A 13,866-nucleotide genomic window follows, 5' to 3' on the forward strand; every position below is an offset into this window, starting at 1 on the left:
GTGCCCCTCCGTCGACTCAGGGTTCCACGACGTTGATCGAGGTGAGCGGGATGGCGCCGATGCCGCGCACGGCCGGCCGGTACATATCCTCCACCAGCGGCGGCGGGACGGTGTACGTGCCTGGCGTGACCGCGCGCACCAGGTAGAACACATGTGCCGCTTGCCCGCGTTGCAGCTTCAAGGCCGCATCGTAGCGATCGTCGCGGTATTCCTCGTGCACGATGTCGGCGGCGCCGGTGTGCTGGTCGAGGTTGATCCCGTCGACCACCACGCCCTGCCATTGCTGCGCGCCGCCCAGGTTGAGGTTCTCCACTTCCAACCCGCCGGGCAGCAGGTCGGTAACCATCGCGTCAGGCATGTCCATGCGCGCCTCGATGGTCAACTCGACGATCAGGCTGTCACCTTCCTTGAGCGTGTCGCCGGTCCACGGCTTGCCGTCCGTGCCGAAGTAGCTGCGGCGCACGTCGACCTGGCTGGCGTCGGCCGCGGGTGCTTTCGACGGGATGCCGGCGACATCGAACGTTGCGAACACGGTGGCCTTGCCGGCCGGCCGGATGGCGACGCCGCTGGCAAGCTCGGCAGGCGTCAGGTTGCGGGTCCACATGAACTTGTCCGCCGGCACCTGCTCGGCCTTGCCGCCGATATCCAGCGACGCGGCGAGCGGTGCGTTGCTTCCCGCATCGAACGCATGCGCCACGCGTGCGATGGCGACCTGCTCCTGTGTGCTGAGGTAGGACCACGACCAGTGGTAGTAGGGGATCTTCTCCTGAGTGGCGCGCACATCGACCGTGGCGTTGCGCGCCCAGTCGATGAGCTTGGCATCGTAGGCGGGCTTGTTCATGCCATAGCTGTGCGTGAGTGCCACCATCACGGCCAAGTCGCGCAGGTCCGAGCCGTAGTCGCCGACGTACCAGGGACGTTCTTTGTTCCAGGCGAACGCTTCGTCGATCGCCTTCTGCGCGCGCTCGTTGTCGCCCATCAGCTTCAGTGCGATGCCCAGGTGCACCAGCGGCAACGGCGCGACCAGTTTCTGGCGGTCGTTGTCGAAGATCGCGCGCAGCGTGCCCAGCGGCGCACGGTTGACGCGCGCCAGCACGAAGCCGGAATAGGCCTCGTCCGCGATGCGCATGTGGTCGTGGTGTTCGTAGCCGTAATACGGGTGGCCACCGGCGAGCAGGTCGTCGCTGAGGCGCTGCAGCGCCTTCTGCAGCACGTCCTGCGGCACCGCGAAACCGGCATCGCGCGCATCGAGCATGAAGTCGGTCACGTACGGCGTCATGAACGTTTCGATCGGGCTGCTGCCACCCCAGAAACTGAAGTGCCCGTTGCTGGCCTGGAACGACGCGATGCGGGCGAGGGCGCTTTCCACCGCCTCCCGGCGCTGCACATCGCCCAGGCCCATCACGCCGAGCGCCTTGGCCGTCTTGTCATCCATGTACAGCGCTGCGTAGCCCTTGCTGGTGGTCTGCTCGATGCAGCCGTAGGGATAGTCCAGCAGATGGCGCAGGGCGCTGTTGTAAGGCAGCGGCGGCAGCGTGCTGAGGGTGAGCTGGGTGCGCACCGTCGCCGGGATCAGACCGGCCAGCGAGCCGTCCAGGCGCGCGGGCTTGCCGTCCTCGATGGCCATGGGCGTGGTGCGGACCTGTTCCGGCCAGGCTGGGCGCACGGCGAACTCGAAGTGCCGGTCGACCTGGTAGTCGTTGAGCTTGGCATGGATGTCGAGCGTCGCCACACCCGCGCCGCCCTTGGCGGTCACCGGCATCAGCAGCGTCGTGCTGGCGCCATCCTTCAGCGGTACGTCGCGGGTGGCGTTGTCCACCTTGATCAGGTCGCTTGCTTTCACGCTGACCTTGGCCACGCCGTCTTTGCCGGACAGGTTCTTCACGTCCATGCTGATTTCCGCCTTGTCGCCGGCGGCCATCACGCGTGGCGTGCTGGGTTCGACCACCAGCGGCGCACGCACCGTCACGTTGCCGTCGGCGTTGCCGAAGCGTCGGTCGGTGTAGGCCAGCGCGGCGAGACGCAGGCTGCCGTTGAAGTCCGGTACCTGGACGTGCAGCGTGGCCTTGCCGTGGGCATCGAAGGCGACCGGGCCGGCGAACAGATCCACGATCCGCACCTTCGGATTCAGGCGGGCCGCATGCGGCAGGCCCTTGCCGCCCATGTCGCCGCCGTAGCGCAGCTTGGCGGTGGCGCCGTCCATCGCTTCGATCACGCGGCTGTACAGATCGTAGGCGTCGACACCGAGCGCGCGCTTGGCGAACATCCAGGCCCATGCATCCGGCACCGGGTAGTTGGTGATGTTGAGCACACCCTGGTCGACCGCCGAAAGCGTGACATAAGCGTGCTGCCCGGCGAGGCCTTGCGCCTGCGCCGTGACCTCAAGCGGATTGCCAGGGCGCATCATCGCCGGCGCTTCGAGCTTGAGCGGAATGCGCCGGTCATTGCGATCCATCGTGACGTGCTCGACGCCCATCGCGCGCGCCGGTGTGGTGTGCTCGGTGGCTTTGCCGCCGCGGAATACCAGCGCAACGACATAAACGTTGTGGCGCTCCCAGTCCTTGGTGACCGGGATATCGAACGTGGCTCCGGCGGTGGCGTTGATGTCGCGCGTGTACAGCAGGTGGTCCGACTCCACCAGCAGCACACCGGGGCCGTCGTGCGGCGGCGTGACAGTGACTTTCATAGTGTCGCCGGCGCGGTAGCGCGCCTTGTCCAGGGCCAGCTTCACCTTGTCCGGCCGTGCCTCTTTGCCGATGTTCTCGTCGTCCCAGCTGTAGCCGGCGAAGAACGGATAGACCGTGGTCAGCCGGGTGGCCGGGTCGTAGACCTCCAGCCGATAGCCGCCCCATTCCACCGGGAAATCGACCTGCGCGCGCTGGCCTGCGGCGACATCGACGTCCTTTTCTTCGATCTCCTGCAGTTGCACGTTGGCGTTGGACTTCCAGTCGTCTCCGTGCTCGTACAGCCAGTAGAAATCGCGGATCTCGCGCTGCAGCCGGACTTTCAGGTGCGAACCCGCCACCAGCTTGCCGTCCGCATTCGCGCGCAGGATCTCGAAGGACGCCCGGCCCTCACTTTCCGCGCCCTGGGTCGGATCGAACAACGGGCGTACGCCTACCAGCTCGGCAGTCGGCCAGTACACCCGGTTGAGGATGCGGGTGACCGCGCGACCGCCGGTTTCGAACACACTGCCCGACAGCGTCACGGTCAGTGGTGCCACGGGCTTCACATCGTCGGGCAGGGCGATGTCCTGTTCGAGATGGCCCTTCGCATCGAGCTTGGCGTCCACCACATCGTTGGCGCTCTTGGGCAGGTCGACCAGCGGATTGCCGAAGAAGGTATCGGGCAGGTTCGCCAGCGGATGCACCTCGGGCTTCACCAGCAACTTGGCGGTGAAGCGATTGCTGTCGGCAGGGGCGCCGTAGAGGTAGCTGGAGTTCACCACCAGTTGGAGCGGCTCGCTGGGGGCCAGCCGTGCCTGCGGGCTGGACAGGTCCACCTTCAGGCGCTCGGGCAGGAATTCCTCGACATGAAAGGGAAACGCCTGCACGGCCTCTTTGCTGCCCGGGTCCAGCCGGAATTCGAGCTGCCAGAGACCGGTGGGCGCGTCTTCGGGAATGACCTGGCTGAGCTCGAAGTAATTGAGGTCGTGGGGATCCAGCCGGGTGTCGACCAGGCTGCGTCCATCCGGTTGCTTGAGCCGTACGAACAGCGCCTGCGGCTTCATCGGGTTGCCGTCGTAGTCCCGCAGCAGGGCCGATGCGCGCAGCGTCTCGCCGGGACGGTACAGGTCGCGTCCGGACCAGGCGAACACTTCAAACGGCCGCTGGGGACGGCCGGTGATATCGAAATTGGAGACGTCCAGCGCGGGACGGTTGAACGGCAACACCGAGACGTCCTTGCCGTGCCGGGCGATCAGCACGTCCGACGGATCCACCTTGTACGCGATCAGGGCGTTGCCATCGCCGTCGGTGGTGGCTTTCAGCTTGGCGCTGCCACTGGGATCGTCGATTTCCACGTCGACGCCGCTGATCGGCGAACCATCCTCCAGGGATGCGACGTGGAGCAGCGCATTGTTGCGGTAGACGCGAAGATGCAAGCCCAGGTCGCTGACGAAGAAGATGGCGGTGTCATAGCCGTTCGAGAACGTGCCGCCCTTCTTGAGCACCGCCATGTACACACCCGGCTGGGCAAGCTGCGGAATGTCCTGTACCGGAATGTAGGTGATGGTGCGCGCGTTTTCGTCACCGCCCAAGGTGTAGTGGTTGGCGTAGACCGAGTCGCCCATGTCGGTGATCGGCCGGCGTACGCGGTCGCCGTGCTCGCAGCGGTCCCACGAGTTGATCTGGTGGTCGAGCTCGTAGTCGCCCCGGTGCTTGTTGGCGGGGTAGGCGCAGAACAGATCCGACAGCGCATCGTCGTGGACGCGGAAAAACTCGATGTCGGCGTCGTGCACGTTGACCGACACCAGCGGCAGGCCGCGCGAACCGCGTGCCGGCAGCACGCTGCCCGTCGAGGCGAAGCCCACGGCGGCCTGCAGGTTGCCGGAATAGACGTCGCGCTTGATCTCATGTCCCAGCGTGCTCCCGTCGGCCGCCAGCAGGCCGGCGTGCAGGAGCACGGCGTAATGCTGGTTCGGCGACACGAACGGGAAGCTCAGTGTCTTGCTGTCGTCCTGCAGGGACCAGCTGCCATTGACGACCTCGCCGTTCGGGCCGGTCACCGCGATCTGCTGGTCGAAAGACTGCGCGGAAGCCAGGGCAGCGCTGAAATGCAGCGCTATGGCGGTACCCGAGCCGGTCGACTGCGGGCTGGCCGAGAGCAACGCAAAGGGTTGTGCTTTCGCGGAATGGATGGAAGCACTCGCGGCGGGCGCCCCCTGTAGCGCCGGCTTGCCCCCTTCCTGATGGTGCCCGCATGCGGCCAACAGGCCGACCATGAGCAGCACACCGATCCCTCCCATGCCATTGCGTACGCAATGGCCGATCGACAGACGCGCCATAGAACCCTCCCTGAGTCTAGGCAGGAGTGTCGCATGCATTTATGGCGGCGCGAGGGCCGGGGCGTGGCGGCCCGATTCCGGCGCGCATAAAGCCTGCCCAAAGCCTCCTGGCTCAGGCCATGAGGGAGGCGGTGGGCAGGTTTTTGGGTGAGCGACCGCTATGTCGATGCGGTAGCTACTGGCTCAGGCGGCCTCCGCAACCGCCTCGTCTTCGGCCACTTTGAAAAAGGCCACGCTCCGCACCAGCGACCCGGCACGCAACTGCACGGCCTCGGCTGCGGCGGCAGCTTCTTCTACCAGGGCCGCGTTGCTCTGCGTGACCTCGTCCATCTGGCCCATGGCGCGGTTGACTTGCCGGATGCCGGCCGCCTGCTCCTGACTCTGCAGGGCAATCGAGCCGATGGTGTCGACGACCTTGTCAACGCTCCCGAGCAGCTTGCCGACCATCGCCTCGGCGTGGCCGATCCTCTGTGTGCTGCCGTTGATGATGGATACCGACTCCTCGATCAATGCCCGGATCTGGTCGGATGCGGCGCGCGAGCTGCGTGCCAAGGACTGGACCTCGGATGCCACCACGCTGAATCCCTTGCCGGCCTCGCCCGCGTGGGCTGCTTCGACCGCTGCGTTGAGTGCCAGTATGTGGGTCTGCGTTGCGATCCGCGCCATGGTCTCGGTGATGTCGTTGATTCGGTCGGAGACATCCTGGACGCGACCCATCGCTTCGACCGCTTCACCCATGGCGATGCCGCTCTCGCGGGCAACGGCGGAAGCGCCGGCGGCCAGCTGGGCGGCTTGCTGCGCGCGCATGGCGTTCGCGTTGACGCTTTCGGTGAACTCCTGCATCGACGCCGTGGTTTCCTCCAACGCCGCGGCCTGTTCGCTGGTGCGCGCTGAAAGGTCCTGGTTGCCGCTGGCGATCTGGCGCGTGGAGGAGGAGATCTCGTGGGAGCCGTTGCGGATCGTGCCGACGACCTGGAGCAAGCGGCGGTTCATGCGGTCCAGGGCGGCCAGCAACTGGCCGGTCTCGTCCCGGCTGGCGGCCTCGATGTACGTGCGCAGATCGCCATCGGCCACGGCCTCGGCCACCCTTACCGCCCGATGGATCGGCATGGTGATGCTGTATGCCAGCAGCCAGATCAGCAGCGTGCATGCAATCAGCGCGCAAAGCACAACCGCCGCCAGCAGGTGCCAGGCGCCGCGGTAGGCATTCTCGCTCTCCGCGTCGATGCTGCGGCCCGCGGCGGCGGCCCGGCCCTTCATGCCCGCCACCAGGGCGTCGATGGCGTCGGTCGGCGGGCGATCCATGCCTGCGACCGATGCGTCTACCGCGTGCACGCTTTCCGGCTTGCTGCCGTCGTACTTCAGCAGTGCATCGTCGTAGCGCTTCTGCAGTTCGGCGTGGGTGGACAGCGCGGCGTCGACGCCGCGAGTGTCCAGCCCGAGCGCAGCCATCTGCTGCTTGAGGGAGGCGAGATCCTGATCCACCGCATGGCTGCGGTCGATGAACTCGTCGTGGTACTTCTTGAACGCCGCGGGGGCCGCGCCACGCAGCAAGGTGTCCTTCCAGTTTTGCACCTGCTTCTTGAAGTCGACCTGGGCCACGCGCGCGGTATCCACGGCGGCGGCGAAAGCGGCGGCGGTGCGGGTGGTGCGGATCTGCAGTTCGTGGGTGCGTTTCAGGCCCTGCCAGCCGCCAAAGCCGATCGCGGCCGTGGCCAGCAGCATGATGAAGCCGAGCAGGCCGAGTCGCAGGGCGATGCGCAAATCACGTAACCGGAACGTCATGGGTATACCGAGGCTGGATGGAATGCCTGGATATCGGCATCCCATGGCAACGGCTTGAACCCTGTTCCGATGAAGGAGTGGCCCGGTGCTGCCTGGGTCAGTACAGCACCCGGGTGCGCAAGGTCCCCGGAATGGCTATCAGCTTGTCCTTCAAGGCATTGGCCTGTGCCTCGTCGGCCGCCACGTCGATCACTACGTAGCCCACTTCCGCGTCGGTCTGCAGGAACTGTGCGTCGATGTTGATGTTGCCCGCGGAGAACAGTTCGTTGATGCGCGACAACACGCCGGGCACGTTCTTGTGGATGTGCAGCAGGCGGCGGCTGCGCGGATGCTCGGGCAGCGATACCTCGGGGAAGTTCACCGCCGACAAGGTGGAGCCGTTGTCGCTGTAGCGCACCAGCTTGCTGGCCACTTCGATGCCGATGTTGTCCTGCGCTTCCAGCGTGCTGCCGCCGATGTGCGGGGTGAGGATCACGTTGTCCAGGCCCACCAGCGGCGACACGAACGGATCGTCGTTGCCCTTGGGTTCGACCGGGAACACGTCCACCGCGGCACCTGCCAGCTGGCCTTCGCGCAGCGCCGCCGCCAGCGCATCGATGTCGACCACGCTGCCGCGCGAGGCATTGATCAGCACCGCGCCGCGGCGCATCGCGGCGATTTCCGGTGCGCCGAACATCAACTTGGTGGCCGGCGTTTCCGGCACGTGCAAGGTCACCACGTCGGCGCGTTGCAGCAGGTCGTGGAGGCCGGCCGCGGCCTGGGCGTTGCCCAGCGACAGCTTGGTTTCCACGTCGTGGAAGATCACCCGCATGCCCAGGCCCTCGGCCAGCACGCCGACCTGGGTGCCGATGTGGCCGTAGCCGATCACGCCGAGCACCTTGCCGCGGGCCTCGTAACTGCCCGCGGCGGACTTGCTCCAGCCGCCGCGGTGGCATTGTGCGTTCCGCTGCGGGATGCCGCGCAGCAGCATGATCGCCTCGGCGATCACCAGCTCGGCCACGCTGCGGGTGTTGGAGTAGGGCGCGTTGAACACCGGGATGCCCAGCCGCTCGGCCTCGGGCAGGTCGACCTGGTTGGTGCCGATGCAGAAACAGCCCGCCGCGATCAGCCGCTTGGCGTGGCGCAGCGCCTCGGCGCTGAGCTGGGTGCGCGAGCGCAGGCCCACGATATGGGCGTCGGCAATGCGTTCCAGCAACTGCGCCTCGGGCAGCGACTTCTCGTGGTATTCGATATTGCTGTAGCCGGCGCGCTCGAAGACCTCCACCGCGGTACGACTCACGCCCTCCAGCAGCAGTACCTTGATGTCTTGCCGTGGGTACGAGGTCTTCATGGCGGCTCCGGCGCGGAATGAACTGCTACTATGCCAGAATTGCGGCAACGCAGCACGCTGTGTTTGGACGTCCGAACGCATCGCAAGACTGACCCACCGGAGAGCACATGAGCGCCGCCCTGGACGACCTCGCCCACCGCCTGCCCGGCCTGCGCCTGCTCACCGGGCAGGGCGACCTGGAGCACTACGGCCGCGACTGGACCCGCCGCTGGGCGCCGGCGCCGCTGGCGATCGCGCTGCCGGCCACGGTGGAGGAAGTGCAGAGCATCGTGTGCTGGGCCAACGAACACCATGTGGCCATCGTGCCTTCGGGCGGCCGCACCGGGCTTTCCGGCGGCGCAGTGGCGGCGCACGGTGAGCTGGTGCTCAGCCTGGAGCGGATGAACCGCGTGCTGGGCTTCGATGCCGCGGATCGCACGCTCACCGTGCAGCCGGGCATGCCGCTGGAAGCGGTGCACGGGGCGGCGCGCGAGCACGGCCTGGTCTACCCGGTGGATTTCGCCGCGCGCGGCTCCTGCTCCATCGGCGGCAATATCGCCACCAATGCCGGCGGCATCCGGGTGATCCGCTACGGCAACACCCGCGAATGGATCGCCGGACTCAAGGTGGTGGCCGGCAATGGCGAGCTGCTCGACCTCAACCGCGCGCTGGTGAAGAACTCCAGCGGCTACGACTTCCGCCAGCTGATGATCGGCTCGGAAGGCACCCTGGGCATCGTGGTGGAAGCCACGCTCAGGCTCACCGACCCGCCGCCGCCGGCGCAGACCATGCTGCTGGCGTTGCCGGGCATGGATGCAGTGCTGGCGGTGTTCGGCCTGTTCCGCGCGAAGCTGGCGTTGCAGGCTTTCGAATTTTTCACCGATGTGGCGTTGAAGCATGTGCTCGCGCATGGTGCGCAGCGCGCGCTGGACGGCGAGCATCCGTATTACGTGGTCACCGAGTTCGATGCGCCGGACGAAGCCGCGCAGGATGCCGCGCTGGCGGTGCTGAGCGAAGGCATGGAGCAGGGCTGGATCGTCGACGGCACGATCGCGCAGAGCGAAGCCCAGGCCGCCGCGCTGTGGCGGTTGCGCGAGGGCATCACCGAAAGCCTGGCGCCGCACAAGCCGTACAAGAACGACGTGTCGGTGCGCATCGGCGCCGTGCCGGCTTTCCTGCATGCGATGCAGGCACTGCTGGCGCGCGAGTACCCGCAGTTCGAAGTGGTGTGGTTCGGCCACATTGGCGATGGCAACCTGCACATCAATGTGCTCAAACCTGTCGGCATGGCCGACGCGGACTTCATCGCGCAGTGCGAACATGTGACAAAACTGCTGGCCGCCACGCTGAAGGAACATGGCGGCAGCATCTCCGCCGAGCACGGCATCGGCCTGGTCAAGCGGCCTTACCTCGACAGCACGCGCGGCGCGGCCGAGATCGCGCTGATGCGCGGCGTGCGCCAGGTGTTCGACCCCAACGGCATCCTCAACCCCGGCAAGCTGTTCGAGCCGGCCTGAGCCGGCGTCGCCGGCGATTCAGAAACTGAGCTGGGCACGTAGTTCGGTGATGTGCGGACCGGCTTGCCGTTCCTGGCGCGTGCTCGCGGCCCAGACTTCGTTGGCCTGGAACTTCAGGTGCGTGCCCAGGTACCAGTTGGCGCCCAGCGTCCAGTCGTGCTCGCGGCCTCCCGCGGGGCGCGTGTCGTCCATGTCGAGCTGGCTGTAGCGCAGCGCGATCTCCAGTGCGCCCCAGGCGTGGCCGGCGGGATGGATCGCCGAGCGGTCGGCGCTGCGGTAGCGGCGTTCCGAGACACTGCCGTCGGCATAGACGCGCGACTCGCCGGTCAGTGTCCAGGTGGCGTAGGCGTAATAACCGTGGACCTTGTAGTCCGGTAGTCCGTCGCCACGCTGGGCGGTGGCCTGGAGGTATTCGCCCTGGACCGACCATGGGCCGTCGATCCAGAGCGCCTCCAGGCCGCGCCGATCGATACGATCGGTATGGGGCAGCGTGCCCGAATCGACGAGCATGACGGGCGAAAGGCCATCCTCGGGCCGCGCCCGGAACCGCGCTGACGGTGGTTGGCCGGCGTGCCATTCGGGGGTTTCGCGCGATGCCGAAATGCCCAGGTGCAGCACATGGCCATCGCGCTGGATCGGTACCCATGCAAAGCGGGCGGCCACGCTGCGCCCGGGGTTGTTGCCGTCCAGATCCTCCGGCACGAAGTAGTAGCCCACGTTGACGAGATAGGTGGGGCGCAGGAAGGCCCAGTCCAGTCCGCTGCGCCGCCCCTCCCAGACGGCCTGGGTCGGCAGTGCGGTTTCGATGAACGTCGTCGCGGCCGCCGAGGTCGCTCCCTCGAAACCTACCGGCGTCTTGCTGTAGCCGAAGCGGAACAGCCCGACGTCCGCGCCGAGCAAACCCTGGCTGCGCACGCGGATGTAGGTGTCGCTCCATTGCTTCGCCTGGAAATCGTATTGCACGATCGCGTCGTACAGGCCGGGGTGGCGCAGGTACAGGCCGAGGTATTTGCGGCGGTTGGTCGCCGCGTCGTCGAAGCGGCCGCGATCCTGCGCGTAGCGGTTCACGTCGAACTGGTAGAGCGCCGTGACGCCGGCGACGGTGTCCTGGCCGAGTGCGAAGTGCGTCGGCAGGTCGCTCGGGGCGTCGCGGTCGTCGGCCGCGTGGATGGCGGGTGCCGCGGCAGCGAGCATCAAGGTGGTTAGGTAGGCGAATGCGGAGCGTGGCGTCATGGATGGGCGCGTGCGCAGCGGGGTATCCGGAAGGGGAATGCCATTCGAGCAACCGGACCGGCGCGAACGAAATGAAGTGTTGGCATGTGTTCATGCCCTGCCGGCAGCACCTTCGGCGAGACGCCGGAAGGGGGCGTATGGCCGGGAGGGTGTGCCTGGCCGCCGTGCTAGCCTTGGCGGCCCCCGATGCCGCCGAGTAAGTCCGATGAGCCAGGAACGCCGCACGCTGTACCCCGAGATCGAGCCGTACGATCGGGGCATGCTCAAGGTCTCGGAGTTGCACACGCTGTACTACGAGCAGTGCGGCAACCCGGACGGCAAGCCGGTGGTGTTCCTGCACGGCGGGCCGGGCGGCGGCACCAATCCGAAATGCCGGCGCTTCTTCGATCCGGCGGTGTATCGCATCGTGTTGTTCGACCAGCGCGGCTGCGGCCAGTCCACACCGCATGCGGAGTTGCGCGAGAACACCACCTGGGACCTGGTGGCTGACATCGAGCGCGTGCGCGAGCATCTAGGCATCGATCGCTGGCAGGTGTTCGGCGGCTCGTGGGGCTCCACGTTGGCGCTGTCGTATGCACAGACGCACCCGGACAAGGTCACCGAGCTGGTACTGCGCGGCATCTTCATGCTGCGCCGCTGGGAACTGGAGTGGTTCTACCAGAAGGGTTGCGACGCGCTGTACCCGGATGCGTGGGAGACCTATCTGGCGGCGATCCCCGAGGTCGAGCGCGGCGATCTGATGAGCGCCTACCATCGCCGCCTCACCAGCGACGACCCGGCCACCCGGCTTGCCGCGGCGCGCGCGTGGTCGGTGTGGGAAGGCGCCACCAGCTACCTGTTCCAGGACCCGGCCAGCATCGGCTCGCACGACGAGGATGCCTTCGCGCTGGCCTTCGCGCGCATCGAATGCCACTACTTCGTCAACGGCGGTTTCTTCGCGCATGACGACCAGCTGCTGCGCAACGTGGACCGCATCCGCAGGATTCCGGCGGTGATCGTGCAAGGCCGTTACGACGTGGTCTGCCCGATCCGCAGCGCGTGGGATCTGCACCGCGCCTGGCCGGAGGCCGACCTGCGCATCGTGCAGGACGCCGGCCACTCGGCGTTCGAGCCGGGCAATATCCACGAGCTCATCGAGGCGACCGACCGCTTCCGCGCCTGAGGCGCTGCCGCGGGGCTGGGCTACGGCCGGCCATGGCCGGAGCCCGGCTTTACGGCGCGGCCGCCGTGCCCGCGCGGGAGGACACGTGCAGGCTGGTGCCGGCGCGCTTGGCCTGGCGCTTTGCGCGCGCCGCCAGCATCGCGATCGACGCGGCGCGTTGCGGCAGGGGCGGCATCAGCTCGACCACGCCCATCACCACGGTGGTGCATGGGAAGCATTGCGGCTCGCCGCGGCGGTCCTTGCCGCGCAGGCCGCCGCGCGCCAGGTCGTCGGCATCGAACAGCTGCGGCGCGCGCGCGTTGAAGGCCTCGACGATGCGCCAGCAACGCGTCTCCCAGTCCGTGCTCTGGAACAGCACCACGAAATCGTCGCCGCCGATGTGGCCGACGAAGTCGAGCGCCGGGTCGACGTGCTCGTTCAGCAGGCCCGACAGCAGCCGGATCATCTCGTCGCCGCGCGAATAGCCGTAGTGGTCGTTGAAGGGCTTGAAGTCGGTGAGATCGACGTGCGCCACCGCAAAGCGCTCGCCGCCATCAAGCAGGCGCTCCAGGTGTTCGGTGGTGGGAATGTTGCCGGGCTGGAAGGTCAGCGGGTTGGCGTGGCGCGCTGCCTCGATGCGCAACTCGCTTACGCGCCGCACCAGCGCCTCGCCGGTGCCCAGCCCGAGGTAATGGCCGTGGCGGGTCACGATGAAACCGTCGGCCAGGTAGCGTTGGTCCTCGCCGCGTAGCACGTCGGCGAGGCTTTCCAGGCTGCGCTGTTCGTCGCAGACCAGCGGCGCGTCGTTCATCAGCACGGTGCATGGCTTGCGCGCCAGCAGTTCGCGGGCGAACGGTTGCGCCATGCGTTCGTTCACCAGCCGGCGATTCACCAGGCCGATCGGCCTGCCGTTCCGGACCACCGCCACGGCGTGCAGTTCGGAGTGGCGGCCGAACAAGGCCATCACCTCCTCGTTGGTCTGGTGCGGATCCACCATCGGCGCCTCGATCAGCAGATGGCTGACCTGGGTGGGGCGCTGGGTGATCGGGCCGCGCGGGCGCGGCAGCACCGGCACAGCCGGCCCGCCTGGTACATGCCTGGCCTCGGCGCGGGCCGCCGCGACGAGGGCTGGCGCCGGACGTCCGATCAGGAAACCCTGCGCGTAGGGGATGCCGAGATCGCGCAGCACGCGCAGGTCGGCAGGGTCTTCCACACCCTCGCCGACGAGGTCGGCCCCCAGCGCCTCGGCCACCTGGCACAGTGATCGCACGATCGCCAGTCGGCCGGCGCTGCGCGACAGCCCGTGCACGAGGTAGCGGTCGATCTTCACCACGTCGGGGTGGATCTCGTTCCACATCTCGAAATTGGAGTGGCCGTTGCCGAAATCGTCGAGAGCGATGCGGACGCCATGCGCACGCAGGTAACCCAGCGCGTGGGCAAGCAGGGCAGGGCGCTCCACCACGTCGCGTTCGGTGATCTCGATGGTGACGCGGGCCGGATCCAGACCGCTGGTGCGCAATGCGGCCAGCACTTCGTCCGGGCGCAAGCTGTCGTTGAGGATGGCGCGGGCGCTGAGATTCAGCAGCAGCCGGCCGGTGCCGCCCTGCGCGGCGAAGGCGGCGCAGATCGTGCGTGCGGCGTGCAGCTCCATGTCGACCAGTCGGCCCTCCATGCGGGCGAGGTCGAGCAGATCGAGGATGGAGACGTTGCCGGGCATGAAGGCGCAGCGGCTGAGCCCCTCGTGCGCGACCACTTCCAGCGTGTCCAGGCGCACCACGGGCTGGAAGACCGCATGGAGGCTTCCTGCAGCGAGTGCGCGCTCGAGCATGGTGTGGGGGCTGCGGTGGCGTGCGGGGAGGATGGGCATGCCTTGGCT

7 protein-coding genes are annotated in these 13,866 nt (G+C 67.4%); 2 read left to right on the plus strand and 5 right to left on the minus strand.

Annotated features, from left to right (window positions below; all coding sequences use genetic code 11):
* Positions 1-16: 16 nt before the first annotated feature.
* The 3 genes from ISP14_RS08420 to serA form a co-directional block, all read right to left on the minus strand.
* Positions 17-5,005: an alpha-2-macroglobulin family protein gene (locus ISP14_RS08420; RefSeq protein ID WP_404538081.1), complete on the minus strand. Its 4,989-nt coding sequence runs from the start codon at positions 5,003-5,005 to the stop codon at positions 17-19.
* Positions 5,006-5,188: 183 nt separating this feature from the next.
* Entirely contained in the window at positions 5,189-6,769 is a 1,581-nt protein-coding gene (locus tag ISP14_RS08425) for a methyl-accepting chemotaxis protein (protein WP_404538084.1), read from the minus strand.
* A 118-nt stretch (positions 6,770-6,887) separates the two neighbouring features.
* Complete coding sequence (gene serA / locus ISP14_RS08430; protein ID WP_404538086.1) at positions 6,888-8,120, minus strand: phosphoglycerate dehydrogenase; 1,233 nt, start codon at positions 8,118-8,120, stop codon at positions 6,888-6,890.
* Between the two features lie 107 nt (positions 8,121-8,227).
* Here serA and ISP14_RS08435 point away from each other — a divergent pair, with 107 nt between their 5' ends.
* A complete protein-coding gene (locus tag ISP14_RS08435) occupies positions 8,228-9,616 on the plus strand; it encodes an FAD-binding oxidoreductase (RefSeq protein WP_404538088.1) in 1,389 nt (462 codons plus the stop codon).
* Between the two features lie 18 nt (positions 9,617-9,634).
* Here the strand turns inward: ISP14_RS08435 and ISP14_RS08440 are convergent, their stop codons facing one another.
* Entirely contained in the window at positions 9,635-10,849 is a 1,215-nt protein-coding gene (locus ISP14_RS08440; protein WP_404538090.1) for an OprO/OprP family phosphate-selective porin, read from the minus strand.
* Between the two features lie 205 nt (positions 10,850-11,054).
* Between ISP14_RS08440 and pip the strand changes: the two genes are divergently transcribed.
* Positions 11,055-12,011, plus strand: a complete 957-nt coding sequence (gene pip / locus ISP14_RS08445; protein ID WP_404538092.1) for a prolyl aminopeptidase — start codon at positions 11,055-11,057, stop codon at positions 12,009-12,011.
* A 49-nt stretch (positions 12,012-12,060) separates the two neighbouring features.
* Here the strand turns inward: pip and ISP14_RS08450 are convergent, their stop codons facing one another.
* Positions 12,061-13,857, minus strand: a complete 1,797-nt coding sequence (locus ISP14_RS08450; RefSeq protein ID WP_404538095.1) for an EAL domain-containing protein — start codon at positions 13,855-13,857, stop codon at positions 12,061-12,063.
* Positions 13,858-13,866 lie beyond the last annotated feature (9 nt).

Source organism: Dyella agri, from assembly GCF_044904705.1.
Taxonomy (GTDB): Bacteria; Pseudomonadota; Gammaproteobacteria; order Xanthomonadales; family Rhodanobacteraceae; genus Rhodanobacter_A; species Rhodanobacter_A agri.

Coding starts and splice junctions, on each gene's coding strand:
- serA (WP_404538086.1), bottom strand. CDS start 8,120: ATGAAGACCTCGTACCCACGGCAAGACATCAAGGTACTGCTGCTGGAG.
- pip (WP_404538092.1), top strand. CDS start 11,055: ATGAGCCAGGAACGCCGCACGCTGTACCCCGAGATCGAGCCGTACGAT.
- ISP14_RS08435 (WP_404538088.1), top strand. CDS start 8,228: ATGAGCGCCGCCCTGGACGACCTCGCCCACCGCCTGCCCGGCCTGCGC.
- ISP14_RS08420 (WP_404538081.1), bottom strand. CDS start 5,005: ATGGCGCGTCTGTCGATCGGCCATTGCGTACGCAATGGCATGGGAGGG.
- ISP14_RS08450 (WP_404538095.1), bottom strand. CDS start 13,857: ATGCCCATCCTCCCCGCACGCCACCGCAGCCCCCACACCATGCTCGAG.
- ISP14_RS08440 (WP_404538090.1), bottom strand. CDS start 10,849: ATGACGCCACGCTCCGCATTCGCCTACCTAACCACCTTGATGCTCGCT.